Annotated in this window: 24 protein-coding genes and 1 tRNA gene; 17 read left to right on the top strand and 8 right to left on the bottom strand. The window is 63.7% G+C overall.

The features are described 5' to 3' along the window. The first annotated feature begins 128 nt into the window (after positions 1–128). Together hisE and KF688_18175 are read left to right on the top strand one after the other, a co-directional pair. The gene (hisE, locus tag KF688_18180; GenBank protein ID MBX3427613.1) at positions 129–464 is read left to right on the top strand and encodes a phosphoribosyl-ATP diphosphatase; all 336 of its coding nucleotides are present in this window, start codon (positions 129–131) and stop codon (positions 462–464) included. Positions 465–582: 118 nt separating this feature from the next. After that, entirely contained in the window at positions 583–1,437 is an 855-nt protein-coding gene (locus KF688_18175) for an ATP phosphoribosyltransferase (protein MBX3427612.1), read from the top strand. A 25-nt stretch (positions 1,438–1,462) separates the two neighbouring features. Here the strand turns inward: KF688_18175 and KF688_18170 are convergent, their stop codons facing one another. Continuing rightward, a complete protein-coding gene (locus KF688_18170) occupies positions 1,463–2,701 on the bottom strand; it encodes a hypothetical protein (GenBank protein MBX3427611.1) in 1,239 nt (412 codons plus the stop codon). Positions 2,702–2,983: 282 nt separating this feature from the next. Between KF688_18170 and KF688_18165 the strand changes: the two genes are divergently transcribed. Together KF688_18165 and KF688_18160 are read left to right on the top strand one after the other, a co-directional pair. Continuing rightward, positions 2,984–3,880, top strand: a complete 897-nt coding sequence (locus KF688_18165) for a DUF4105 domain-containing protein (protein MBX3427610.1) — start codon at positions 2,984–2,986, stop codon at positions 3,878–3,880. 39 nt (positions 3,881–3,919) lie between these two features. Further along, positions 3,920–4,456: an SHOCT domain-containing protein gene (locus KF688_18160; protein MBX3427609.1), complete on the top strand. Its 537-nt coding sequence runs from the start codon at positions 3,920–3,922 to the stop codon at positions 4,454–4,456. 27 nt (positions 4,457–4,483) lie between these two features. Here the strand turns inward: KF688_18160 and KF688_18155 are convergent, their stop codons facing one another. Further along, the gene (locus KF688_18155; protein ID MBX3427608.1) at positions 4,484–4,909 is read right to left on the bottom strand and encodes a ferritin-like domain-containing protein; all 426 of its coding nucleotides are present in this window, start codon (positions 4,907–4,909) and stop codon (positions 4,484–4,486) included. Between the two features lie 104 nt (positions 4,910–5,013). On the opposite strand from KF688_18155, the gene KF688_18150 reads away from it, so the two are divergent. Continuing rightward, positions 5,014–5,643 carry a redoxin domain-containing protein gene (locus KF688_18150; GenBank protein MBX3427607.1) on the top strand — a complete coding sequence of 210 codons (630 nt, stop codon included), beginning with the start codon at positions 5,014–5,016 and terminating at the stop codon, positions 5,641–5,643. A 122-nt stretch (positions 5,644–5,765) separates the two neighbouring features. Here the strand turns inward: KF688_18150 and KF688_18145 are convergent, their stop codons facing one another. Both KF688_18145 and KF688_18140 read right to left on the bottom strand, forming a co-directional pair. Further along, positions 5,766–6,557 (bottom strand): TIM barrel protein, encoded by a 792-nt coding sequence (locus KF688_18145; GenBank protein ID MBX3427606.1) that lies wholly within the window; start codon positions 6,555–6,557, stop codon positions 5,766–5,768. A gap of 379 nt (positions 6,558–6,936) precedes the next feature. Beyond that, positions 6,937–7,908 carry an EF-hand domain-containing protein gene (locus KF688_18140; GenBank protein MBX3427605.1) on the bottom strand — a complete coding sequence of 324 codons (972 nt, stop codon included), beginning with the start codon at positions 7,906–7,908 and terminating at the stop codon, positions 6,937–6,939. 812 nt (positions 7,909–8,720) lie between these two features. Here KF688_18140 and rplM point away from each other — a divergent pair. The 6 genes from rplM to KF688_18110 all read left to right on the top strand — a co-directional run bounded on the left by rplM (position 8,721) and on the right by KF688_18110 (position 15,865). Beyond that, entirely contained in the window at positions 8,721–9,173 is a 453-nt protein-coding gene (gene rplM, locus KF688_18135; protein MBX3427604.1) for a 50S ribosomal protein L13, read from the top strand. A gap of 62 nt (positions 9,174–9,235) precedes the next feature. Beyond that, positions 9,236–9,634 carry a 30S ribosomal protein S9 gene (gene rpsI / locus KF688_18130; GenBank protein ID MBX3427603.1) on the top strand — a complete coding sequence of 133 codons (399 nt, stop codon included), beginning with the start codon at positions 9,236–9,238 and terminating at the stop codon, positions 9,632–9,634. A gap of 407 nt (positions 9,635–10,041) precedes the next feature. Beyond that, positions 10,042–11,190 carry a DUF1559 domain-containing protein gene (locus tag KF688_18125; GenBank protein ID MBX3427602.1) on the top strand — a complete coding sequence of 383 codons (1,149 nt, stop codon included), beginning with the start codon at positions 10,042–10,044 and terminating at the stop codon, positions 11,188–11,190. Positions 11,191–11,494: 304 nt separating this feature from the next. Continuing rightward, positions 11,495–12,586, top strand: a complete 1,092-nt coding sequence (gene ychF, locus KF688_18120) for a redox-regulated ATPase YchF (protein MBX3427601.1) — start codon at positions 11,495–11,497, stop codon at positions 12,584–12,586. Positions 12,587–12,686: 100 nt separating this feature from the next. Next, entirely contained in the window at positions 12,687–14,546 is a 1,860-nt protein-coding gene (locus KF688_18115; protein MBX3427600.1) for a DUF3592 domain-containing protein, read from the top strand. Positions 14,547–14,803: 257 nt separating this feature from the next. Beyond that, a complete protein-coding gene (locus tag KF688_18110) occupies positions 14,804–15,865 on the top strand; it encodes an LD-carboxypeptidase (GenBank protein ID MBX3427599.1) in 1,062 nt (353 codons plus the stop codon). Between the two features lie 38 nt (positions 15,866–15,903). On the opposite strand, the gene KF688_18105 is transcribed toward KF688_18110, so the two are convergent. Next, positions 15,904–15,976: transfer RNA gene (locus KF688_18105), tRNA-Arg, on the bottom strand. A gap of 96 nt (positions 15,977–16,072) precedes the next feature. Between KF688_18105 and KF688_18100 the strand changes: the two genes are divergently transcribed. Then, positions 16,073–17,197: a hypothetical protein gene (locus tag KF688_18100; GenBank protein MBX3427598.1), complete on the top strand. Its 1,125-nt coding sequence runs from the start codon at positions 16,073–16,075 to the stop codon at positions 17,195–17,197. On the opposite strand, the gene KF688_18095 is transcribed toward KF688_18100, so the two are convergent. Together KF688_18095 and KF688_18090 are read right to left on the bottom strand one after the other, a co-directional pair. Further along, positions 17,194–17,640, bottom strand: a complete 447-nt coding sequence (locus tag KF688_18095) for a hypothetical protein (GenBank protein MBX3427597.1) — start codon at positions 17,638–17,640, stop codon at positions 17,194–17,196. The two genes, KF688_18100 and KF688_18095, sit on opposite strands and share 4 nt — an antisense overlap. Continuing rightward, complete coding sequence (locus KF688_18090; protein ID MBX3427596.1) at positions 17,637–17,861, bottom strand: hypothetical protein; 225 nt, start codon at positions 17,859–17,861, stop codon at positions 17,637–17,639. Before KF688_18090 ends, KF688_18095 begins: the two co-directional genes overlap by 4 nt. A gap of 199 nt (positions 17,862–18,060) precedes the next feature. On the opposite strand from KF688_18090, the gene KF688_18085 reads away from it, so the two are divergent. The 4 genes from KF688_18085 to KF688_18070 all read left to right on the top strand — a co-directional run bounded on the left by KF688_18085 (position 18,061) and on the right by KF688_18070 (position 21,267). Further along, positions 18,061–19,239 (top strand): hypothetical protein, encoded by a 1,179-nt coding sequence (locus tag KF688_18085; GenBank protein MBX3427595.1) that lies wholly within the window; start codon positions 18,061–18,063, stop codon positions 19,237–19,239. A 92-nt stretch (positions 19,240–19,331) separates the two neighbouring features. After that, positions 19,332–19,487 carry a hypothetical protein gene (locus KF688_18080; GenBank protein ID MBX3427594.1) on the top strand — a complete coding sequence of 52 codons (156 nt, stop codon included), beginning with the start codon at positions 19,332–19,334 and terminating at the stop codon, positions 19,485–19,487. Between the two features lie 8 nt (positions 19,488–19,495). Beyond that, entirely contained in the window at positions 19,496–19,804 is a 309-nt protein-coding gene (locus KF688_18075; GenBank protein ID MBX3427593.1) for a hypothetical protein, read from the top strand. A 74-nt stretch (positions 19,805–19,878) separates the two neighbouring features. After that, positions 19,879–21,267 carry a hypothetical protein gene (locus tag KF688_18070; protein ID MBX3427592.1) on the top strand — a complete coding sequence of 463 codons (1,389 nt, stop codon included), beginning with the start codon at positions 19,879–19,881 and terminating at the stop codon, positions 21,265–21,267. 49 nt (positions 21,268–21,316) lie between these two features. Here the strand turns inward: KF688_18070 and KF688_18065 are convergent, their stop codons facing one another. Beyond that, on the bottom strand, positions 21,317–21,736 hold the full coding sequence (locus tag KF688_18065; protein MBX3427591.1) for a hypothetical protein: 420 nt from the start codon (positions 21,734–21,736) through the stop codon (positions 21,317–21,319). A gap of 104 nt (positions 21,737–21,840) precedes the next feature. Here KF688_18065 and KF688_18060 point away from each other — a divergent pair, with 104 nt between their 5' ends. Then, complete coding sequence (locus KF688_18060; protein MBX3427590.1) at positions 21,841–22,521, top strand: hypothetical protein; 681 nt, start codon at positions 21,841–21,843, stop codon at positions 22,519–22,521. Positions 22,522–22,585: the final 64 nt, after the last annotated feature.

Below are 22,585 nucleotides of genomic sequence, written 5' to 3'. Positions count from 1 at the left end.
TCGCGATCTGGCCGATTGCCCCGTCATTTCCGGCAGCCTAAACTACGGGATTGCCGAACCTGCGGGGGTCCCATTGTGTCGCTCCCCGGGGCGGCCAGCAAGCCGACCCCCCGGTTGTTCAACCGCCCATGCGCCCTCTCGATCAACTCGAAGCGACGATCGCCGAGCGCAAGGCCGCGGCCGACGCCGGCACGTCGTATACAGCCCGGCTGCTGGCCGGCGGCGTTCCGAAGATTGGGGCCAAAGTCGCCGAAGAAGCGGCCGAAGTGGTCGAAGCGGCCGCCGAGCCGGGCGAAGCGGGCCGCGCCCATACGATCGCCGAGGCGGGGGACGTGCTGTATCACCTGCTCGTGCTGCTGGCCGTGCGCGACGTCACGCTCGCCGAGGTCGAAGCCGAAATCGCCCGTCGCTTCGGCATGTCAGGCCTCGAGGAAAAGGCCTCGCGCACGCGAAGCCCCGATTAATCACAAAGACACCCAAGCCCGCAAGGGAACGCAACTGCGTCGCAAACGCTCGGGGGATCGGCGTACTCCGCTGACGCGAGTCCTTTGTGCCTTTGCGGTTGCCTTGAGGCCAAACCCTATGACCGAACACCTTCGCATCGGGGTCCCCAGCAAGGGGCGTCTCGCCGAGCTTTCGACCGAACTGCTCAAGGAAGCGGGCCTCAGCTTCCGCCGGCAGGAGCGGAGCTTGTTTGCGCGGGTGCGCGACATGCCGATCGACGTCACGTTCCTCCGCACCGACGACATCCCCACGCTGTGCGCCGAGGGGGCGATCGACCTGGGAATTACCGGCAGCGATCTGGTGGCCGAGAGCGGGGCGACCCTCGTCGAACGGCTCAAACTGGGGGTCGGCAACTGCCGGCTCGCCATCTGCGTCCCCGAGGACAGTCGCGTTCACAAGCCCGCCGACTTGGCCGGGGCGCGGATCGCCACCAGCTTTCCCCACGTCACGCGCACTTATCTGGCCGACCACGGGGCCGAGCCGCGCGTCGTCGAGCTGACCGGTTCGGTCGAGGTGATGATCGCTCTGGGGGTCGCCGACGCGATCGTCGACTTGGTCGAGACCGGCAGCACCCTGGCTGCGAACCGGTTGCGGATCCTCGCCGAGATCGGCCGGTACGAAACGGTGCTCGTGCAGAACCCCGCGACCCCGCACGGCGCGATGGCCGACCGGATCACCCGCCGCCTGGAAGGGGTGGTGATCGCCCGGGCGTACTCGCTGCTGGAGTACAACATCCCCGAGGCGAAGCTCGCCGAGGCCGAGACGATCACCCCGGGCTTCAAATCGCCGACCGTCAATCGTCTGGAGGAGCCGGGCTGGTTCGCCGTTCGGGCGATGGTTCGCCGCGGCGAGGTGATCGGCATCATGGAACGCCTGGAGCACCTCGGCGCCACGGCGATCCTGGAAACGGCGATCAGCAACTGCCGGCTGTAACGTTCTCCGCGAGTTCGCCGCGGGCTCAGTTGACCCACAGGGCGAACATGAAGAACTGCCCGCGGAACAGTTGCATCGTTTCGCGCCAGAGTTGGGGGCTGGTTTGCTCGCCCTCTTCCAAATAGGGTCCGGCCGCGCTGCCTTGGATCCAGAGCACCAAGTCGAACGTCCGCGGTTCCTCGAACACGCGGCGGATGTTCACCCCTTGTTTCTTCGAGCCGCGCCAAAATGGCGCCAACCGCTCCCCCTTGAGAATGAGCTCGAGTTCGTCGGTCACCTTCCCCCATTGGGCGACGATTTCGTCGTCGATCTGGACAAACGGCACGGCCGCATTCTTCTGCCTGGGGTTGGGAATCCACTCGTGCTCGTCGTCGGTTTCGGCGAGGATCGCCTGCCAGCTCTGTCGGCTTTGCTCGATCGTCGCGAGCAAGTGCTCTCGCGCCCGACTCATCCGCGCGGGCTCGACGACGGGCAGTCGCTGGAGATGAATAAACGCCAATATGTCGCCGATATTCCCCCAAATTCTTCCCGTATCGTCTTTCAGGAATTCATACCGCACGGTCGCCGTGGGAAAGAACAATTGCGCCGTCAGGTCGTGGAGTTCTTGCGTGTCGTAGGCCAGAAAGGCGTTGCACGCCGCTTGCAGCAGGTGACAATACCCGCGCAGCCAGTGGACGTCCCCCAGGTCGAGCGCGACAACGAATCCTTCGGCGGTCCCCTGGTCGATGCGCGGGCCCATGATTCGGGCGAGGACCTTCCACAACGCTTCGTCGACCGAGGCCTGACCGTCGGCGTCGACGTCCAAACGCACCAGTCCGATATGCAGCGGCAGTCGCACGTCGGCTGAATCGATCTCGGCAAGCGTCTTCTCCGCGGCGTCGAGGTCTTGAACGAATTCCACGATGATTCGCCGGAACGCGTCGTTGGTCAGCGGTACGGGCGTCGGATTGTTGGGGACGGGAAGCCGGACAATCGGCATCCCCATCGGCTGGACCGGCTTCAGGCCGTACCGGTAGAGCGACTGCATCAACCGTTCCAGACCACGGAGAAACTTAGCGGACCCCAACGCCAAACGGACGTTGTCGTCGGCCTGCTCGCTGGCCAGCATGGCGGCGAGCTTCTGTTCGCTGTCGGCCAAATTGCCGGCCAACAACAATCGCTCGAGTTCTTCCCCCGTCGGCGCCGCAACGGCGAGGCGACTGGCCGTGGGCGCCATCGACGTCAGAAGCGCCGTCGCGAGGATCGTCTTCTTCAACCGGAACATCGTCTCCCCCTTGCGCACAGGCGACGCGAGCAGCGAGGTATGCGCAGCAATCGCAACTCCCTCGCCTGCTGAAGCGGCCGCCCGGTTTCATTCGACCACTTGGAATCTCCTTTGCCAAGCACGCTGCCGTGGCATGCCCAGGACTTTTCCGCTAGCACTGCTTCAGGTCGCACAAATCGCTCTGCCCCCGAACCTGCGAGAACCGTAGACTCTTGCCCCTCTCCGGTCGCAACGGGAACACCCAGGATTGTTCGAGCCTCGTGCCGCCTGCACGGCGAGCTGATGAATCGCTTCTGTTGGATATCGACGCTGCTGGCGGCGCTCGGGTGCAGCCCCGTGGCCAAGATGATTGCGCCGTCCAACGTGCGCACCTGGGAGCCTGATCAGGCCGAGTTGTCGTACGCCGAGTACGTGAACGACGACGAGATTCTGGTCCACAATGTCCGTAACTGCCGGTACTTCGACGAGGACACGTTCGTCGTCCGCTACGAGAATCGGCGCTATAAGTTGTCGGAGCTCAAGCGGGTCGATTTTCTGATGGCGCCGTTCAAGGGCATGCCGGCGTTGGCCCACACGATGCTCAGCTTCGAGTTTCACCCCCCCGACGGCCCGCCGGAACATCTCGCTGCGAGCGTCGAAATCCGCAAAGAGCTGGGCGAAACCTACGCCGCCTGGAAGGGGAGCGCCCGGCAATACGAACTGATGTACGTGCTGGCCGACGAACGCGACGTGATCGAGCTGCGAACCAACCACCGGGGCGAAGACGTGTACCTGTACGAGACGACCGCCACGCCCGAGGCGGCCCGGCGGCTGTTGGTAGACGTGCTGGGTCGCACGAACGAACTGGCCGCTCGGCCCGAGTTCTACGACACGGTCGGCAACAACTGCACGACGAACATCGTCCGGCACATCAATCGAATCGAGCCGAACCGAATCAAGTACGATTACCGGGTGCTGCTGCCGGGCTATTCCGACGAGCTGGCGTACAAGGAAGGGCTGATCGTTCGCCACGGCACGTTCGCCGAGACGAAGGCGGCGGCGTACCTCAACGCCCGGGCAATCGCGGCGGGAGAGTCCTCGGATTTCTCCCAAGCAATTCGGATCAAGGGCGAATTGCCCTCGCAACGATTTGCAGCCCGCCAGCAGCGGGCCGATAATGGTCCGACGCGCCCGCGGTGAGCGGGCAATGTCTCCCGCGCCCCCTCCCTGAGGCCCGCCATGCCCCGCCGGGAAATCCCGCCGGAACGTCGCGCCCTGCACACCGCCGGCATGATCGTCGCCGGCGTCGGGCTCTTGTCGTTCTTGTCGGTGTTCGTTTCGGGGGCCCTTCACTTCGGCGACTTCGCCGATTTTGAAGCCCGGGGCCGCAGCATGGCCCTCCGCGCCGTCCTGGGGATGATCGCCATAATCGTCGGCGGCGCCATGCAAGGAATCGGCCGGACGGGGCTCGCGGGGTCCGGGATCGTGCTCGACCCCGAGCAGGCGCGCCGCGATACGGAGCCCTGGAATCGGATGACTGGAGGGATGATCGCCGACGCGATCGACGAAGCCCGGCAGGAATTCACGCTGCCCACGGTCGACGAGCGTCAGGCCGCGACGTTCGCCCACGGAAGCGACGCGGAACTCCCGTTCGACGAGAAACTCCGGCGCCTGCACGCCCTTTACGAGGACGGCATTCTGACCCGCGACGAGTACGAGCGCAAGAAGCGACAGTGGCTCGACGGCGATCGAATGCCCGACCAGCAAGGGGCGTGACCTCAGGACTCGCCTCTGGTCGAGTCCCTACAACGGCCAGTCGCGCAAGATCCGCTGGGTCTCTTCCTTGTGCCCGCTTTCGTCGCGGACCATGTCTTCCAACTGCACGGCGAGACCCTTGTCGCCCAGTTCGTCGGCGAGCTTCGCCCGGGCGATGTAATCGGCCTCGGCCTGCGCCTCGGCGGCAAGCACCGCGACGAGCATCTCGCGATTGGTATTGGCGGCAGGAACCGGCCGGGGGATCGTCGTCGGTTCGCCCCCCAAGGCGACGATCTTGTTCGCCAGATACTGAGCATGAAGTTGCTCGTCGGCCACCTCGGCCAGGAAGAATTGAGCCAGTTGCGGTCGGTACGGTCCGCTCGCTTTGGCGGCGTAGGTGATGTACTGGACGATCGCCCCCAACTCGCCGGCCAGATCGCTGTTCAGCCCGTCGATGAGTCGCTTCTTGTCCATCGTGTGATTCTCCTTACGCTGTCGCGCACTTCGCTGGCTCATTCTCTTGGAACGAACCGTCGCAAAGAGCCAGAATAAACCGCTTTCAACAGGAGTCGTCGACCATGATCGCCTCGCTGCAAGTGACGCTCGCGACAGTCTGCGCTCTCGCGCTCGTGCCCCGCTCGGCCGCGGCGCAAGCGACGGCCGAACCGCCGGCCGCGTCAGCGAACAAACCCCAGGTCGTGAAGGTCGGCGACCCTGCTCCCATATTCTCCGGGCGGACCGACGAGGACAAGCCGTGGAAGTCGGCCGACCACGTCGGCAAGCAGATCGTGGTCGTCTACTTCTACCCCGCCGACATGACTGGCGGTTGCACCGCCCAGGCATGTGCGTATCGCGACAAGTTGACCGAGTTGAAGCGCGACGACGTCGTCGTCGTGGGCGTCAGCGGCGATACGGTCGAGAGCCATCGCATGTTCAAGGCGCTGCACAAGTTGAACTTCACGCTGCTGGCCGATCCCGAGGGGACGATCGCCCGAGCGTTCGGCGTGAAGCTGGGCCCCGGCGGGGCGATCTCGCGGGAATTCGAGGGACAGGGGGTCGAACTCGCCCGCGGCGTCACCGCGGCTCGCTGGACGTTCGTCATCGGACTCGACAAGCGAATCGCTTACAAGGACATGCAAGTCGACGCCGCCAAGGACCCCGACAAAGTCTTCCGCGCCATCGAGCGCATCGCGAACGCAACGAAGTGACGGAATCGCACAGCGTTTGCCGCCAACGCCAGGACGACTGTCCGCTTTGACACACCGCCCATTCTGCGATCCGTGAACACCGCGCATCCACGTCAACCGCAATCTTCGATCGCTCCGTCGCGTCACTTGGCCGCCTGGAAGTCATCCGCCGCGTGGTACGCCTCGATCAGTTTCAGCTCCCCCTCGACGTCGGGGAGCGATTTGCCGTGCTCCATCCCCATCACGCCCGCGTACCCCTTGCCGTGGATGTGGGCGAAGACGTTGCGGTAGTTGATTTCCCCCGTCCCCGGCTCGTTGCGGCCCGGGTTGTCGCCGCACTGGAAGTACCCGATCTCGTCCCACGCCATGTCGATGTTGGGGATGAGGTTTCCTTCCTGAATCTGTTGGTGGTAGATGTCGAACAAGATCTTGCACGCCGGGCTGTCGACCGCGCGGCAGATTTCGTACGCCTGAGGGATCTTGTGCAGAAACAGACCCGGATGATTCGTCCACCAGTTCAAGGGCTCCAGCACCATCACCAACCCGTGCGGTTCGAAGATCTCGGCCCCGCGACGCAACAGCTCGACGCAGTTGGCGGTCTGATAGCCCCACTCGGTCCGCACGTCGTACGCATCAGGGACGACCGTGAGCCACTTGGCCCCGCATCGCTTGGCGACCTCGACGCTGTCCTGGAGGTCGCCTAGCACTTTCTCGCGGGCGTCCTTGTTGCGGCCCGCGAAGGTGACCTCGCCGAAGCTGCCGTGGGCGACGAACACGCCCATCGTCATGTTGAGTTCGGCAAGAGTCGCGCCGATCCGCTCCTGCAGTTCCGGGGGTTTCCCCTTCATGCCGTTGTCTTCCCAGGCGGTGAAGCCCTGAGCGGCGGCGAACTTGAGCTGATCGATCGGGTCCCGCCCGGCGAGATTCTCGAACATGCCGAAGTGGGGGGCGTACTTCAACTTGAACTTCGCCCGCTCGGCCTCGGGCTTCCCGCCCTCGTCGGCCTTGTTGGAGTCGTCGTCCGCAGCGCGGGCGGCCAGCGCCGCGGCCGACGCAATGCCCGCGGCGGCGGTTCCCTGTTTCAAGAAGTCTCGCCGTTGCATGGCAGGGGTCCTCGCGTTCAGTGCAAATAGTTCAGGGCGAACAATCACGTCGTGGGACGACGATCGCGTCAGTGTACGGCGAACAGCGGGCGGGGCGAGAGCAGGGGGGCATGTTTCGCCCCCCTGCAAACGGCGCCCAAAAAAAACGACGGCGCCCCGGCGAGGGGGCCGGGGCGCCGTGAGTCGGTTCAAGCGCGGGTCGAACCGCGGGTCAGTTTTGGGGACGTTGCGGGCGCTCGGGGCGGTTGCCGCGGCCCCCTTGGCCCTCCTGCCCCCCTTGGCCGCCGAAGCGTCCTCCCTGGCCGCGACCGAAACCGCCGGCGCCCATGCGCTGGCGCATCTGCTCGGCGTAGGCGGCCATTTCGCGGGCGTCGATCTGTCCGTCGCCGTTCGCGTCGGCGCCGGCAAGCATTCGTCGAGCTTGCTCAGGGACCTCGTCCGGGGTGAGCACGCCGTCGCCGTTACGGTCGTTGGCCATCATTTGCCGAGTCATCTGCTGGGGATCGAACCCGCCGCCGCCGAACCCTCCCTGACCGCCGCCGAATCCGCCGGGCCCGCCTCCGGGACCGCCGCCCCCGCCGAAGCGAGCGGCCATCTGCTCGCCAGCCTTCACCAATTCATCGCGATCGATAACGCCGTCGCCGTTCGTGTCGGCGTTTTGCAGCATGCCGGCCATCGGGCCTTGGATCTCGTCGGGCGACAGGACTCCGTCGCCGTTGGCGTCACGTTCCATGAAGCGATTCGCGAAGTCCTCGACATTGAACCCGCCGCCGCCAGGACCTCCCCCGAACCCGCCGGGGCCGCGTTGGGGCGTCGCCTCTTCGCGAGTGATGACGCCGTCGTTGTCGACGTCGAGCTTGGCGAGCGCCGCGGCGGCCCTGCGAAGTTCCGCTTTGGTGATCACGCCGTCGCCGTCGGCATCGATGGCATCGAACATGGGGTTGGCGAAACCGCGGCCCCCGCGGCCGCCGAAGCCGCCTCGTCCTCCGCCTTCTCCCTGACCGCCGAATTCGCCCCGACCCCCGCCTTCGCCGCGACCGAAGCCGCCGCGGCCTCCTTCTTCACCCTGTCCCTGACCCTGGGCGCCTCGGCCCCGACCGCGACCGCCGCCATCGTCCTGTTGGGCGACGACCTGGCCGGCCAGGATCGTCACAGCGGCCAGCGCCGCGAATGCACGTTTCATCGTTCGTTCTCCATAAGCGGGGCGAGCGCCAAAAAACCTCCGGCGGAACAATCCCAACCGGGGGGACGCCGTGCCCGATTTGAGGGCTGACAGCCTTGTGAAAAAGGGGCTGGCTCGCGGACGAATCCCAAACCCCGCTGAAAGTCGCGTTCCGGCGAGGGCGCCTGTCTCCTTTGCCAACAGGCAGATGAGTGCTCCGAGCGCCGAGGAGCCGATCTGCCGCGGCAGACGAGTCGACCCCGGCTCGGCGGGATCGCTGAGAGCAGCATAACCGAGTCGCCGGGCGCAGACCGTCAGTTAACCTACCAAACCCCGCCCCCCCGCGGCAGTTTCGGAGGAATCGCCGAGGGATTTCTGGGGAATTTCCAGCAGGGATTCCTTGGCCCGTCAGGAAAACGAACCAGGGGCGAGGAGCTGCTCGCAAGGCGACGGACAACTTGCCGACTCCGGCCGCGGTCGCGATACCATTTGCGGCCCTTGGAAGGGCTCCTGGGGGCTCCGCTGCGCTGCGACCCCAGCCACCCATCAATTTGGCAATTGGTATCACGACTCCGGCCGCCGGGGCCTTGTTGCCCCCCGGCGGCAGTGGTACATTACGCGATTCCTACGCCGGCGGCGCCCGGCTGTAGGGCAAGATACGCCCCGTCTCGCCGGAGGCGGCCTCCGCATTTTGTGCATGCGGCTGCCTCCGGCGTTTTTATTCACCGCGGGCTGGTCCGTTCCCCCCCCGGGCTTGTGCCGGTCGGCGACCCCTTGGTCCCCGCGCGGCAGTCCCCGGCAGTGTCAGCCCGCACGCGTTTGCGAGTCGCGCGATGAAGACGTTCATGGCCAAACCGGCCAGCAAGAAGGCCCCCGCCACGGTCGAGCCGAAGTGGCTGCTGGTGGACGCCACCGACAAGGTGGTCGGCCGCCTAGCCAGCGAGATCGCCGTGATCCTGATGGGCAAACACCGCCCCACGTACACCCCGCATGTCGACACGGGCGATTTCGTCGTCGTCGTCAATAGCGAGAAGGTCCGCTTTACCGGCAAGAAGTGGGAGCAAAAGACCTACGCCTGGTACACCGGCTACACCCGGCAGCGGACGATCAACGCCCAGGACCGGCTCGAGAAGCACCCGGACTTGATCCTCCGCGAAGCGGTCCGCCGGATGCTCCCCAAGAACAAGCTCGGCCGGGCGATGCTGTCGAAGCTGAAGCTGTACGTCGGCCCCAGCCATCCGCATCAGGCCCAGCAGCCCGAACCGACCGAGTTGGCGAGCAAGTAGTTCGCGACTCGGGTCTCACCGCCCCGCCAACAGTTCAGTCACTACTTCAGGACTTGTGTCGTATGCCCACTGCCGTTCAAGAAGCCTTGGGAACCGGTCGCCGCAAGACCTCGGTCGCACGGGTGCGGATTCGCGCCGGGTCGGGCAAGGTCACCGTCAACGATCGCGCGTTGGATGAGTTCTTCTGCATCGAGCAGGATCGCAAGGCGCTGCTCGCCCCGCTCGTGGCGTGCGAAGTCCTGGGCAACGTCGATGTGGCGATTCGCGTCCATGGCGGCGGCACCACGGGCCAGTCGGGCGCCTGCCGGCAAGGCATCGCCCGCGCCCTCCTGAAGCACGACAGCGACCTGGCCGACAAGCTCCGCGAGGGGCACTTCCTCACCCGCGACTCGCGGATGAAGGAACGCAAGAAGTACGGCCTTCACGGCGCCCGCCGCGGGACGCAGTTCTCGAAGCGGTAAAGTTCGCTTCCCCGGCGAACGCGACTCCAAAGTCACTCCCAACCGTCGGCCCCCCTCGCGGGGCCGGCGGTTTTTTTGTCGATGGCCCGCGGGGGCTGCTCGCGATCTGCTCGGCGTCTTCCTCTGCGCCCCCCTGCGGCTCTGCGTGAGGCCGGCATTTTCGGCATTTCCTTCGCCTCAGCCGCCCCCGGTCAGTGGTTTGCTGGACACCTCCGGGGTCTTTTGCGAGAATCAATTGTGCGTACGTGTCGGCCGGGTCGGCGACGGGGCGAGCGCGGGGGCTCTCCGCGCGCAGCCGCGTCGCACCGAATGACCCGTGCCGAGCAGGGGCAGACCAAGGCGACGAGCGAAGTCGGAACAGAGGAACGCCGCCGCCACTTTTCTCCATGAACAGGGAGACGATCGAGATGAGGCAAGATTCCCGCAGGGCCGGCGTCCGGCCGAGCCGCTTGGCGTTCACGCTGGTCGAGCTGCTGGTGGTCATCGCGATCATCGGCACGCTGGTCGGCCTGCTGCTGCCGGCGGTCCAGGCGGCCCGCGAAGCCGCTCGCAGCAACACGTGCCGCAACTATCTCTCGCAGCTGCAGAAGGCAATCGCGAACCGCGAGACGTCGCTTCGCGACTACCCGGGGTACGTCAATTCGCTCGGCATCACCGGCAGCGACATCCGGGTCCGGGCGAGTTGGGTCGTCATGACGTTCCCGTACATCGAGCAGAGAGCGCTGTGGGATCGATGGTCGCAGGGTCTGGTCGGCGGCTTGAACGTCACGACGGACGCCGTCGCGCTCGAGGTGTTGATCTGCCCGAGCGATCCGCCGGCGTCCCCCTCGATCCCGAGCAATTCGTACGTGGCGAACGCCGGGTGGATTCAGAAATCCAACCGATTCATCTCCAGCACTCCGTCGGGATTTGAGCGCTTCGAGAACGCCGGCAACGGGGTGTTTTTCGACCGCAACCGGCGAGCGATGCGCACCGGCAACGTCAACACCGTCGGCCTCTTGAACGGCCCGCCCGACTACAACGACGGCAGCGACCCGAACGATCCCCGCGACGACGTGCCGCCGATCGTCATGACGAACGCCTACATCGGCTCGAAGGGGGACGGGCTCTCGGCCACGCTGATGTTGTCCGAGAACATCCACTCGGGGACGTGGACCCTCGCCAACCCCGGGGACGCCACGCCGGACGAGAAGTGGCAGTACGGTTTTTGCTGGCAGCAACCGCTGCAGGTCGCCAGTCAGAGTTGGCAACGCATCAACGGCGATATCAAACAGGGGGTTGACGACGTCACCGAAGAAATGGGGCGTCGCCGCAACGCCGACGACAGCGTCACCTCCGCGACCAGCGCTGATCAGATCTACGACGCCTTCCCCACCAGCAACCACCCCGGCGGGGTGAACGTGGCGTTCATGGGGGGCTCTGTGCAGTTCCTGGGCGATCAGATCGATCCGGTCGTCTACGCCCAATTGTGCACGTCCAACAGCAAAGTGTCCGACCTGCGCGCCGGTTCGGTCGCCGACAAGGACCTGCCTCCTCCGGGCGACGGCGCCTACTAAGCCGCATTCGGTTCTCGCCAATTGAGATTCTTCAGGCGAAGCGTCCTCCGGGACGCTTCGCCTTTTTTTTTCGAAGCGTGGGCAAGACGGGCCCGTGAATCGGAGCAAGTCTTCTCGGCACGGGCTGCGCGCTTTGCGGAACTGCGCAATCCCCGGACCTGGGCGCAAAGGCATCGCGACCAGACTGCGGGGCGGCTGTATTGCGGGGGGAAAGTGGGCTAGAATCCGCGATTCGCCGCCGCTGGCCCGCTTCGGCAGGGAGCGCGGCTCCCCCTTCGCCCCCCTGCTGCAGAGTTCTCCCGTCATGGAAGCTGGCATCGTCGGACTGCCGAACGTCGGCAAAAGCACCCTGTTCAACGCGCTCACTGCCGCGGGGATCGCCAGCGAGAACTATCCGTTCTGCACGATCGAACCGAACGTCGGCGCCGTGGCCGTGCCCGACGATCGACTCGCCCGGATTCAATCGCATATTAAGACGCAGAAAGTCATTCCGGCGATGCTCAAGCTGGTGGACATCGCGGGGATCGTCCGCGGCGCCAGCGAGGGGGAAGGACTCGGCAATCAGTTCCTGTCCCACATCCGCACGGTGGACGCAATCCTGCACGTGGTGCGCTGCTTCGAGGAGGCCGACGTCGTCCACGTCGACGGCGCCGTCGATCCGATTCGCGACATCGAGACGATCGACACCGAACTGATGCTGGCCGACCTGCAGTCGGTCGAGGGGATGCTCGACAAGGCCCGACGCACCGCCCGTACGGGGGACAAGGACGCCAAGCAGCGGGTCGAGGTGCTCGAGGCGTGCCAGGCGCTGCTCGCCGAGGGCAAGCCGGTTCGCGGCCTGACTTACGACGACGAGCCCCGGGCCAAGGCGCTCGAAGGCATGCAGTTGCTCACGACCAAGCCGGTGCTGTACGTCGCCAACGTCGGCGAGGACGATCTCGAGGGGACCGGCCCGCACGTGACGAAGGTTCGCCAGCGAGCCGCGGCCGAGGGGGGCTCGGTCGTCCCCGTGTGTGCGCGGCTCGAGGCGGAGCTGATGGAGCTCGACGAGGCGGAGCGGGCCGAGATGCTGGAAAGCCTGGGGCTCGCCGAACCGGCCCTCGCGGCGCTCGCCCGCGCCGCGTACAAGCTGCTGGGGCTGCAGAGCTACTTCACCGCCGGCGAGAAGGAGGTCCGGGCCTGGACGATCCACGTCGGCGACACGGCCCCGCAGGCCGCGGGGGTCATTCACAGCGATTTTGAGCGGGGTTTCATCCGGGTCGAGGTCTATTCGGTCGACGAGCTCGACCAGTACAAGAGCGAAAAAGCGATCCGCGAAGCCGGCAAACTCCGCATCGAAGGAAAAAGCTACACTATGCAGGACGGGGACGTGTGCCACTTCCTGTTCAATGTGTAGCGCGCCGCGGCGAAGTACGTAGACCGCTCGCTCGACGAAGCGGTGCACAGATTTCGCAGTCGTGCGCCGACGTGCGCTTCCTTCCTCGCAACGTTCGCCGATGGCCGAGCCCGCCGACGCGTCTGCCAAACCCTCGAAGGTCTCGACCGCCGTCGGCGTCGGGTGCCTGACGTTGTTCGCGTTGCCCTTTGCGGGCGGCGGGACGTTCGTGCTGTGGCTGGCGCTCGCGCAGTTCTGGCACTGGGCGGAGGCGAGCGAGTGGGTCGAGACGCCCGCCAGACTCCTCGCCGCGGAGCTCGTTGTGAAACGCGGCGACGGCACGACCTACAAGGCGACCGCCCGCTACGAATACGAGTTCGCCGGCCGGCAGTACGAGTCGGAGCGCGTCGCCGTCTCGGGCGGGTCGGACAACATCGGCGCGTATCAGGAGTCCAAGGGGCGCGAGCTCGAGCGCCTGCTTGCCGCGGGGGGGCGGACGGTCTGTTACGTCGATCCCGCCGCACCGGAGCGCGCGCTGCTGTACCGCGAGCTGCGCGCCGGCATGCTGGCGTTCAAAGCGGCGTTCGCGTCCGTGTTCTGCCTGGCGGGTTACGGACTGCTGGGAATGGCGTGGTTCGGCAGTCGCAAAGCGAAGGAAAGGGCCGCCCAGCAGCAACTCCATCCCGAACAGCCGTGGTTGTGGCGCGCGGACTGGGCCGCAGGGCGGATCAAGTCTCAGGCCCGCACCGCGGCGATCGGGGTCACGGGGATCGCCCTGTTCTGGAATCTTATCAGTTGGCCGGGGTTTCTCGGGGCCACGGTCAATCGCAAGGACCACGAGTGGTGGCTGCCGCTGATCGTGGGGTTGTTCCCGCTGATCGGGACGGGGATGGCGATTTGGGCGTGGCGGTTGTGGCTCGTGGCGTGGCGGTGGGGAACCTCGGAGTTTGAATTGGCGACGCTCCCCGGCGTGCTGGGGGGACCGGTGGCGGGGGTCATCCACGCCCCGCCCCGCATCGAAGCCCCCGAGGGGATTCGCCTCACCCTCGCCTGCATCCGCAAGGTGACCACCGGCAGCGGCAAACATCGCCGCACCGAGGAGCGCACGTTGTGGAGCGACGAGCGTCGGCTCGGCCGCACGTTGTCGGCCGGCCCGCTGGAAACGGCGATCCCGGTCCGGTTTCATGTTCCGTATCACCTCCCCCCGTCGAGCGAGGAGGACCAGGTGCTGTGGCGATTGACGGCCGAGGCAAAGACCCCCGGCGTCGACTATCACGCCCAGTTCGAGATTCCCGTATTCGAAACCGAGGCCAGTTCCCCCGAGCCGCCCACGGCGGCCGACGAGGACCCGCTGGCCGCTTACGAGGCGCCCCCGACGCTCGCATCGCTTGTCGCCGATCTTCACGGCCGGATCGAGTACGAGGGGCCCGACGAAACGACGCTCTATTTCCCCATGACGCGCAACTGGGGAATGTCGTTGTTTCTGCTGCTGTTCGCCGTCGCGTGGAGCGGGGCGTGCGTCGGATTGTATTTCTCCCCGGCGCCGCGCGTGTTCTTCTACGTGTTCACGGCGTTCGACGCGCTGATCCTGCCGATGGCGCTGTCGATGTGCTTCAGCGCGACGCGGCTGCGCTTCGGCCCGCAGCGGGTCGTAGTTCAGCGCCGCTGGCTGGTCTTCGGGCGCGAGCGCGAGTTCCCCGCCGACGAGATCGCCGACGTGGCGGTCGAGGCGTCGGGGACGACCTACAACGGCCGGCCGTACCAGAAGGTCGTCCTGCGCGCCAAGAACAAGAATGCGCCGGGGAAGACGTCCCAAACGCTGCTGAGCGAGATTCCGACCCCTGCCGCGGCGCGCCGACTGGCCGACGCGATCACGGCCGCGCTCACGACGAGCCCCGGGGGCGGGGCGCCGTCGCGCCGCGACGATCCGCGAAATCGCCGCTTGACGCTCGATGCCCCGTTGCCGCCGGAGCTCCGGTAGTCTCGCCGCGGCGCACAATTCGCTGCCGTTCGCGCAAGGAGTCCCCTCGGCAGCTTGCGACGCCCGCACCGCGTTGCGTAGGCTCACATAAGTGCGCCGCCACGCACCGCCTGAGCCGGATCGCCGCGCGATTCGAAGAACCGTCGCGGGGGAGGGACGCCGTGCGAACTTCCCGCGACTCGCAGTCGGGACGGCGTGGCCGGCCGGCTATTTGCAATCGACAGACTTCTCCCTCCGACGCCCCTGCCAGGTCCGATATGCTCGCCGCGATCCGCTCTCAGTGCTGCGCCGTTCTTTTCACGGGGGTCTGCGTCGCGACGACGATCGCCGAGGAGAGGGCGCGGCCGATGATCTCGCCGCCGCGCCTGCAGCCCGGCGACACGATCATGTTCGTCGCCCCCGCGGGGGAACTTGATCGCGAGCGGATGATGCTCGCCAAGGAGCGGCTCGAAGAGCGCGGCTACAAGGTGAAGCTGCGCGACGACTTGTTCGCCGTCGACGGCTATCTGGCCGGCAGCGACGAGCGCCGGGCCGAGGAATTCATGCAAGCCTTCCGCGATCCCGAGGTGCGGGGCGTGTTTCCCGGCACCGGCGGCTACGGCACGATGCGGATGCTCGACCTGTTGGACTTCGACGTCATTCGCGCCAACCCCAAGGTCTTCATCGGGTTCAGCGACATTACGGCGTTGCACGCCGCGCTCAATCGCCGTGCGGGGCTGGTCACGTTCCACAGCCCCAATCCGATGTGGGGGCTGGGGAGCCCCGACAATCTCGCCCCGTTCCCGGCCCGCTGCTTCTTCGCGGCGGTCGAGGAAGCGGCGCATCGGGCCGTTGCGGGGACCGACGGCAGCTACGTCGTCGAGATCCCCGCCGACGTGCCGCAGCCGATCGCGCTGGGCGCCGGCAAGGCCCGCGGCCGGCTCACGGGGGGAAACCTGTCGCTCATCGCCGCCTTGGAGGGAACGCCCTATGGCCTCGACCCCGAGGGCGCCATCCTGCTGGTCGAGGACACCCACGAAGCCCCCTACCGGATCGACCGCATGTTGAAGCAGCTCGAACTGTCGGGCAAGCTGCGCCGGTTCCGCGGCGCGATCCTCGGCCAATTCACCGACAGCTTCGCCCGCGAGGGAGACGAAAAGACCGACGACGAGCGCTACACGGTCGAGGGGGTGTTGCGACAGTACTTCCAGAACGCGGGCGTCCCGGTGCTGATGAACTTCCCCCTGGGCCACCACCCGCAGAACTGCACGCTGCCCCTGGGGAGCGAGGTGGAAATCGACGCGGACGCGGGGACGCTGCGCGTACTGCCGTTGCCGTAGCGAGGGTCGCGTCACATCGGCGCGGTCCCTCGACAAAGCGCCCCCGGCAGGAATCGAACCTGCGACACGCGGTTTAGGAAACCGCTGCTCTATCCCCTGAGCTACGAGGGCCACGTGTAACTTTTCGCTTAGTTATGGGCGTTTTTCAAGGTAAAATGGAGCCTGTGGCAGTAAATATGGCAGTAAATCTTCGACGTAGGCTTTCTCATGGGTCGCAACTCCGGCAGCCGGAATCGTGGCTACTTCTATCGTACCGGGCGGGGATGGTACGCGCAAGTTGAAGGCCGGATGAAAAGGCTGGTCGATGATGACGGCCAGGCCCTCAAGAGCAAGACGACGCCGGCGGCCGTGCTGAAGGCCGCGCTAGAGCGAGCCAAGGCACCAGAAGAGCCCGAGCCCGGGGACGGCGTGACCGTGCTGGACGTGTGTGATGCCTACCTTGCCAAGGTGAAGGCGGAAGGCGCGCCCGCAACCTACGCCGGTCGCGGCGACACTCTCTACGATCTTTGCTACGGGCTGCCCGGACGGTTCCGCCGCAAGGGGACGCCAACGGCGAAGGACTATATCCACAAGGGCTATGGGCAGTTCCCCGTCTCCGAGTTGAAGCCGATCCACCTGGATCGCTGGCTACAAGCTCACCCTAGGTGGAAGGGAGCGCGACGCACCAAGATTCAGGCGGTCAAACGAGCGTTCAACTACGGGGTTGAGGCGGGCTTGATTCCCTTGAACCCGATCAAGGGCTACAAGACACCGAAGCAGCGCGCTCGCGTGACCTACATCACGCCGGAGCAGGAGAAGGCGCTAATCGCGGAAGCAAATGCCGCGCTAGGCGAAGCAATTAAAGTTTGCATCCGCACCGGCGCGCGACCTGGTTGCGAGTTTGCCAAGCTCACGGCCGCACATGTGCGCGACCAAGGCAAGCGTATGGAGTGGGTGTTCAAGAGCGACGAAAGCAAGACGCGAAACCTGCGCACGATTCGGATTACCGATCCCGAGATAATCAAGATCGTTCGGAAGCAAGCCCAGCGCCACCGAAGCGGCCCAATCTTCCGCAACGCGGAAGGCAGACCGTGGACACGTGAGCTATTGGGCGAGAAGTTTCGCAAATTGAAGGCGCGCGTCAGCAATCAAGGTATCGAGTTTGATGCCGACTGCGTCATGTACAGTTGCCGGCACACCTACGCCAAGCGCATCTTGCAAGGGTACTGGTCGGGTAAGGCGACCAACATCGAAACACTGGCGAAGCTCATGGGCAATACGCCAGAAGTCTGCCGCGACCACTATCTGCAATGGTGCGACCACTACAGCGAACCGCTATGGGAAGCAGTCTAGCGCGGCGGCTTTAAATGCTGCGGCTCGACACGCGGGCGCGGTTGGCGTGGCATGGTCGAGTTGGCGACGGCAAACTCGTCAAGCCATTCACGCTTGAACTTGATCGGGCCATTGCCAATCTGCGAGAACTGAATGCCTGGCTTGCCGGCCTTCGTTTGAGTGATGATCTTTCGCAAGCCGCTCGCGCTGTAGCCGAGAATGTCGGCGGCTTGATCCAGCGTCAGCAGTTCATCGTTGGGAGCCGTCTTGGTCGCCGCGATCGCTTCCGCGAGATAGCGGCGAGCTTCAAGGCGGGTCGCCGCAGGCGTCCATTCGCGGACCAGGGCGGCGTGACCATTGGCGGCCGCCCACTCGGACACCTGGTTGACGATGCCGGCGACGTACTCGTCCGCGACATCGTCGGGAGCCTGTTCGAGATCACGTAGGAGCTTCTGGAAGTTCATTCGGCCAGCCCTCGGATGAACCCTTCGATGCCATATTCGTCGGGATCGCCCTTGTAGTCGCGCATCACCTTACAGGCGACGGTAACGAGGATCATCAAGTCGCCGATGCGCCAGTTGCCGTCCTGCGGCGGTATCGGCTGGCCGGCAACGATGGCCGTTTCGACGACGCCTACCCGGTGAATCATCCCGGCTTCGATTCGCTTGTATCGTTCGTGGTCCATACCTGAAGCATGAAGCACAGGTCCATGGAATCAAGGCCGATAAGCAGAAAATGGCTTGACGCATTCCTATTAACGGTAAGGACTTACGGATTGGCCGGGCAGTTCGCGCACATTTTGCATGTTGTGCAATTCACCAAAAAGGTGTAATTTAGGGACATCACCCAAGGCCATCACGGCCGATCTTTGAAGGGAGTAGATGATGTCCGAGCTAGGAATCGCGGTAGCTAACACGAATCCGATGGTGTTCGAGGAACTCGCCACGTCGCTAGCCACGCTCGCGACTTACGCCCGTGGCGACATGGACGTGCCGTTCAAGGAAATGGAGCACCTGTATCGTCGAGCGCTCCAGGAACCACCGAGCTACGAAGAGATCACCAGCATCACGGGTCACAATATGGAGACCAACGATCGCGAGTGCGGTCGCGCCGCGTGGTTGCTGGCGAACATCGAAGACTTACAGGTCCACGGAGTTCATACACTCGTTTGGCATAAAGTTAAGAAGAAGTACTCCGCACCGATTCTCGATCAGATCGCGCGCGCGACTGGGAAACCGTCGCAGTTGTCGCATGAGCAGATTCAGAAGCTCGGCGAGCCATTGGCGATGATCGACGTTGTGGGCGTCAAAGAAGATGCAATCTGGTTAACTCAGGTCGTTACCAGCAAGAACGTCCACGACTCCGCGCTGAATCGTGTGGGCCGCAAGAGCGGCAGTCTTTTTCGCAGCGTCGTCTACCGCGACATCGCTATCGACGACAAAGACTTGTCGGGCCTGATTGCGGCCGAAAAGCAGATGCGCGCTGCGTTCCCGACCACCGATGTCGTCACGATGGTCCTGGTCGTTCATCCCCAGTTGCCGGACTTCGAGTTGTATCACGTCGAACTTAACCAGAAGTCGCATGGGAAACTGATGCTGACGGAAGAGCGAATCCGCAAAAACTCGATCGACTACGCAGATCAACTGAGGGAAAACCAAGACTCCCTATTCACGCTGCCGGGCCAGATCGACAACGCACTCTTCAAGGGCGTACCTCCGTGCCGTGGCGGCCGAACGCTCATCATGCTCGCTCTTGCGGCGTCGCGCCAGCTTCAGTCTGAGACGCTGGAGCTTTGGGAGTGCAAAGACTTCACGCACTCCCTCGCTAAAGAGTTCGGCTACAAGGTCCAACGAGACAAGCTGCGCCACGATCTCGACGATCGTCTTGTGCAGCAAGGATTCTTCAGAAAGCATGGCACGCAGTACTACGTGTCGATGCGTGGCATCGCTCGGTATCAGTATTGCTTGGCGAAGTTTACCAGCGTTGGAAGCGAAGACTTCGACCTGGACCAACTCGTTCAGCAACGGGACAGGATCATTGCGAAGTTCGGATTCCTAATTTAGTCCGTGTGAACTAAGCAATAACAAGGGAGTGGACAATGGCGACGCGACTGAACGTGCAGTTCACGGAACGACAGAATCAATCTTTGGAGGAAATGGCCGAAGAACTGGGAACGACGAAGGCCGGCGTGCTGAAGGCCGCGCTGTCGTTGCTGAAGGTTGCGCTGCGTGAGCGCGAGCAGAAGAATCAGATTGCCGTCGTGAAGGACGGGCAGGTTGTCAAAGAGATCGTCGGGATTCTCGACGAATAGGAGACTTGATGAACGGTGGAACCGATCCGCAGAAGCTCCCGAAAGTAGACATCGACGACGAAGAGGTATGGGAGCGCCTCCCCGTCGTGACGGAACCGAGCTTCGATCAGGCAGCGTCGCTGCACATGGCTAGGTGGGTACTCAGCATCTTCGGTTGTGTCTACCTTCTATGCTTCGTGATTGTCTTCTGTCTGATGCGCATGAAGGATGCGACGTTTGACGGCGGCGTGGAACTGGTGAAGTTCATGCTGTCGTCAATTCTGCCGCTCATCACGCTCGCAATCGGCTACTATCTTGGCGACCGCAACACCGGTTAGGCCGGATTGCGAACCATCCGCGGTCCCCCAGCGTCTGTCTGAGGAACGGCATCCCTTCCGACCGGGATCACGGAATGAAACTTTTTGAACCAGTAGTTGCCGACGACCGGCTGCACCCAAATTTCCGCGCAGTCATTGCGCCCGGATTCGCAGAGCGGGAACAAGCGGTCCTGGCAGATTGGGCCAACGGCTTTGTGGATCGCGACGGCAAGTTCGTCACTGAGTTTCAGACGACATTCAATTCCTCGTTCTGGGAGTTGTACCTTCACGCTGCATTCCGTGAGCTTGGATTCACTTGCGATTTTTCGCATCCTGCACCGGACTTTCTTCTGCAATCCCCTGAGCAGCGTATCTGTGCCGAGGCGGTAATTGCTGGACACGCTGAGGGATACAAGCCGGAGTGGTACAAGTCTCGCGAAGATTTTGAAACCTTCGATCGAGATGCTGTGCTACACCTCGCGACAATACGGCTCGCGAACGCGATCTGGGCGAAGCATTGCAAGTATCTGGAGTCCTACTCAAAGCTGCCGCACGTCGAGGGACTGCCTTTTGTAATCTGCGTTGCGCCGTTCGAGCAGCCGCTGTTTTTCGTGCAGAACGATCATGCACTTCGTCGTGTGCTTTACGGCTTCGATCAGCCACTTTGGCTGCCGGGAGAAGATGGTCAAGAGCGGCTGGTCGTCGGCGAAGCTGTAATGAATGACGTGAAGAAGGACAGTGGTGCCACGATCCCGCTTGGGTTTTTCACACGTCCCGACATGGCCGAAGTAAGCGCTGTTATTTTCTCGAATACCGCGACCTTCGGCAAACTTCGCGCACTGGCGAAAACCGGTCCGTTTCCAGTAACGATGATGGCGGTTAGATACAACGAACACGGCACCGAACCGCATATGATCTCGACGGCTAGAGAATCATACGAGGAATCGTTGCTCGACGGATTGCATATCTGCCTCAATCCGTTCGCCACTCATCCGCTCGACGCTAAACGCTTCGATACCGGCGAAACTACAGGACACTGGTACGATTCGGATGAGAAGCAATACTACGTCGAGTCGCCCGACGGCTTCTTGATACAGCGTGGCTGCGTTAGCTTCACCGCCGAAGGCAAGTATTCGCACTTGGCTGCGGTTCCGACCGAAACGTACAAGGCCGTAGAGTTCGAGCCTTGGGCCGAAGGCGAGTTGCACTTCGTCGGTGGCACGGTGTCGGTGTTCACCGACAATCACCTTGCCCATTTTCGTGGGTGGACTATCTGTGTCGCCAGGGACACGATCGACAATGATTGGGCGGCGCAAGCCGTACTTGGTTCGCACCGGACGTTAGCGGACTTTCACGGTGCAGATAAGCGTGGCGATTATCTATTGCCCGAGAACTGGCACGAGACGAAGGAGCTAGCACTTGAAGAATTGAAGGGCCAGATTCTCGCTCACGTGGAGGGGAAGAACGCCAAACCTGCTGATTAGCAGTACAAGAGAATTTGTTTCAAGTTCTCGACCACGCGCATCGCACTCTTCAGTAGGGGATCGACGCGCCGCACTTGGCGCAAGTCTTCGTGCCGAAATTCACTTCGGCGGCGAAAGCATGAATCTTCGTGCTGTCGTCATGGAAAACAACCTTGACGCCGCTCTGGTCGCACTTGAAAGCGCCTTTGACGTACTTCGTTCCGGCCTTCTCTGATGCGAACCAGACAATGTTCGTGCGCTGATTATCGTCGATCTCCACGTAGCCCGAAGCAGTCGTGGTCACGATGTAATCGGCGTACTTCTTGTAGCTCGGATCGGCAAATATCGAGTTGACCTTGTATTGGCCGGTCGGAGCCGTGTGCTTGATGAACTTTTCTAGCTGGTACTGTTCGCCGGTGAGGTTGGCGTGCACGTCCGGCTTGACATGGCCCTCGCTCAGGCCGCACTTATGGCAGTAGTATGTTGGCATAGGTCCGTCCGATCGAGTTGAAGTTATCGTGGCCGTATTATCCAGGACACCGTAGCCGGCCTCAAGGCGTGAACCTACTGGTCGATCACCCGCGTCCTACCGCTATGACCGACGAACCGACGACGACGACGCTGGAGTACACCGACAAGATCGTGGTCCCCGGCGACGTGTTCCGGGAGCCGACGAACGAATACTGGGCGCTTCAATGCCTGTGGCATGGCTTGGAATACTTGAACTCGCAAGTCGCGAGTTGCGAGAAGACTGCGAAGGAATCCGTCGAATCTGGGAGCGAAGAAATCTTCTCATTCGCTCCCGACATGAAGATCAAGGTCGAGGGCCTGTTCTCGTTCGGACGGTTGCCGCAAGCGATCCGGGGTGCAACGCCCCTGCTGACGATGGCGTTCCACTGGTATGCGATCTCGGCCGTTCAGTTCGTTCGCCTGGTTGGCGCGATCGCGAAGCGGCTGGACGACTCGCGGCCCTTGCCGAAGGACTATGCGGAACGGATTATCCCGGACGTGGGCGCGTTCAGGGATAAGGTGGCGGCGCACTTCTCGTGGGGATCGTTGAACAAACGGGACAACGATGCCGAACGGCTGGCCAGCGTCCTGCCGCCCCTCGGTTACAATCGCGGTCGGATCAGCGTCGGGACCATGACGGTTCACCTGCGCCAGGGCGGCAAGTCGAGCACGTCCAGTGAGATCAAGGAATGGAGTCTCACCGAGGTACACGAGCGCCTTACGAAGCGATACCTGCCCCCTCGCACTGACGCTGAGGCCACTTGAGATTCGCCGCGTCTCAAGCTGGCGTTTCCCCGAGAATACCCACAATAGGGCTGCACATTGCGTG

This window comes from Pirellulales bacterium (genome assembly GCA_019636345.1).
Taxonomy (GTDB): domain Bacteria; phylum Planctomycetota; class Planctomycetia; order Pirellulales; family Lacipirellulaceae.
The sequence above is the reverse complement of the archived record's forward strand: the minus strand, read 5'-3'. Positions and strand labels throughout refer to the sequence as shown.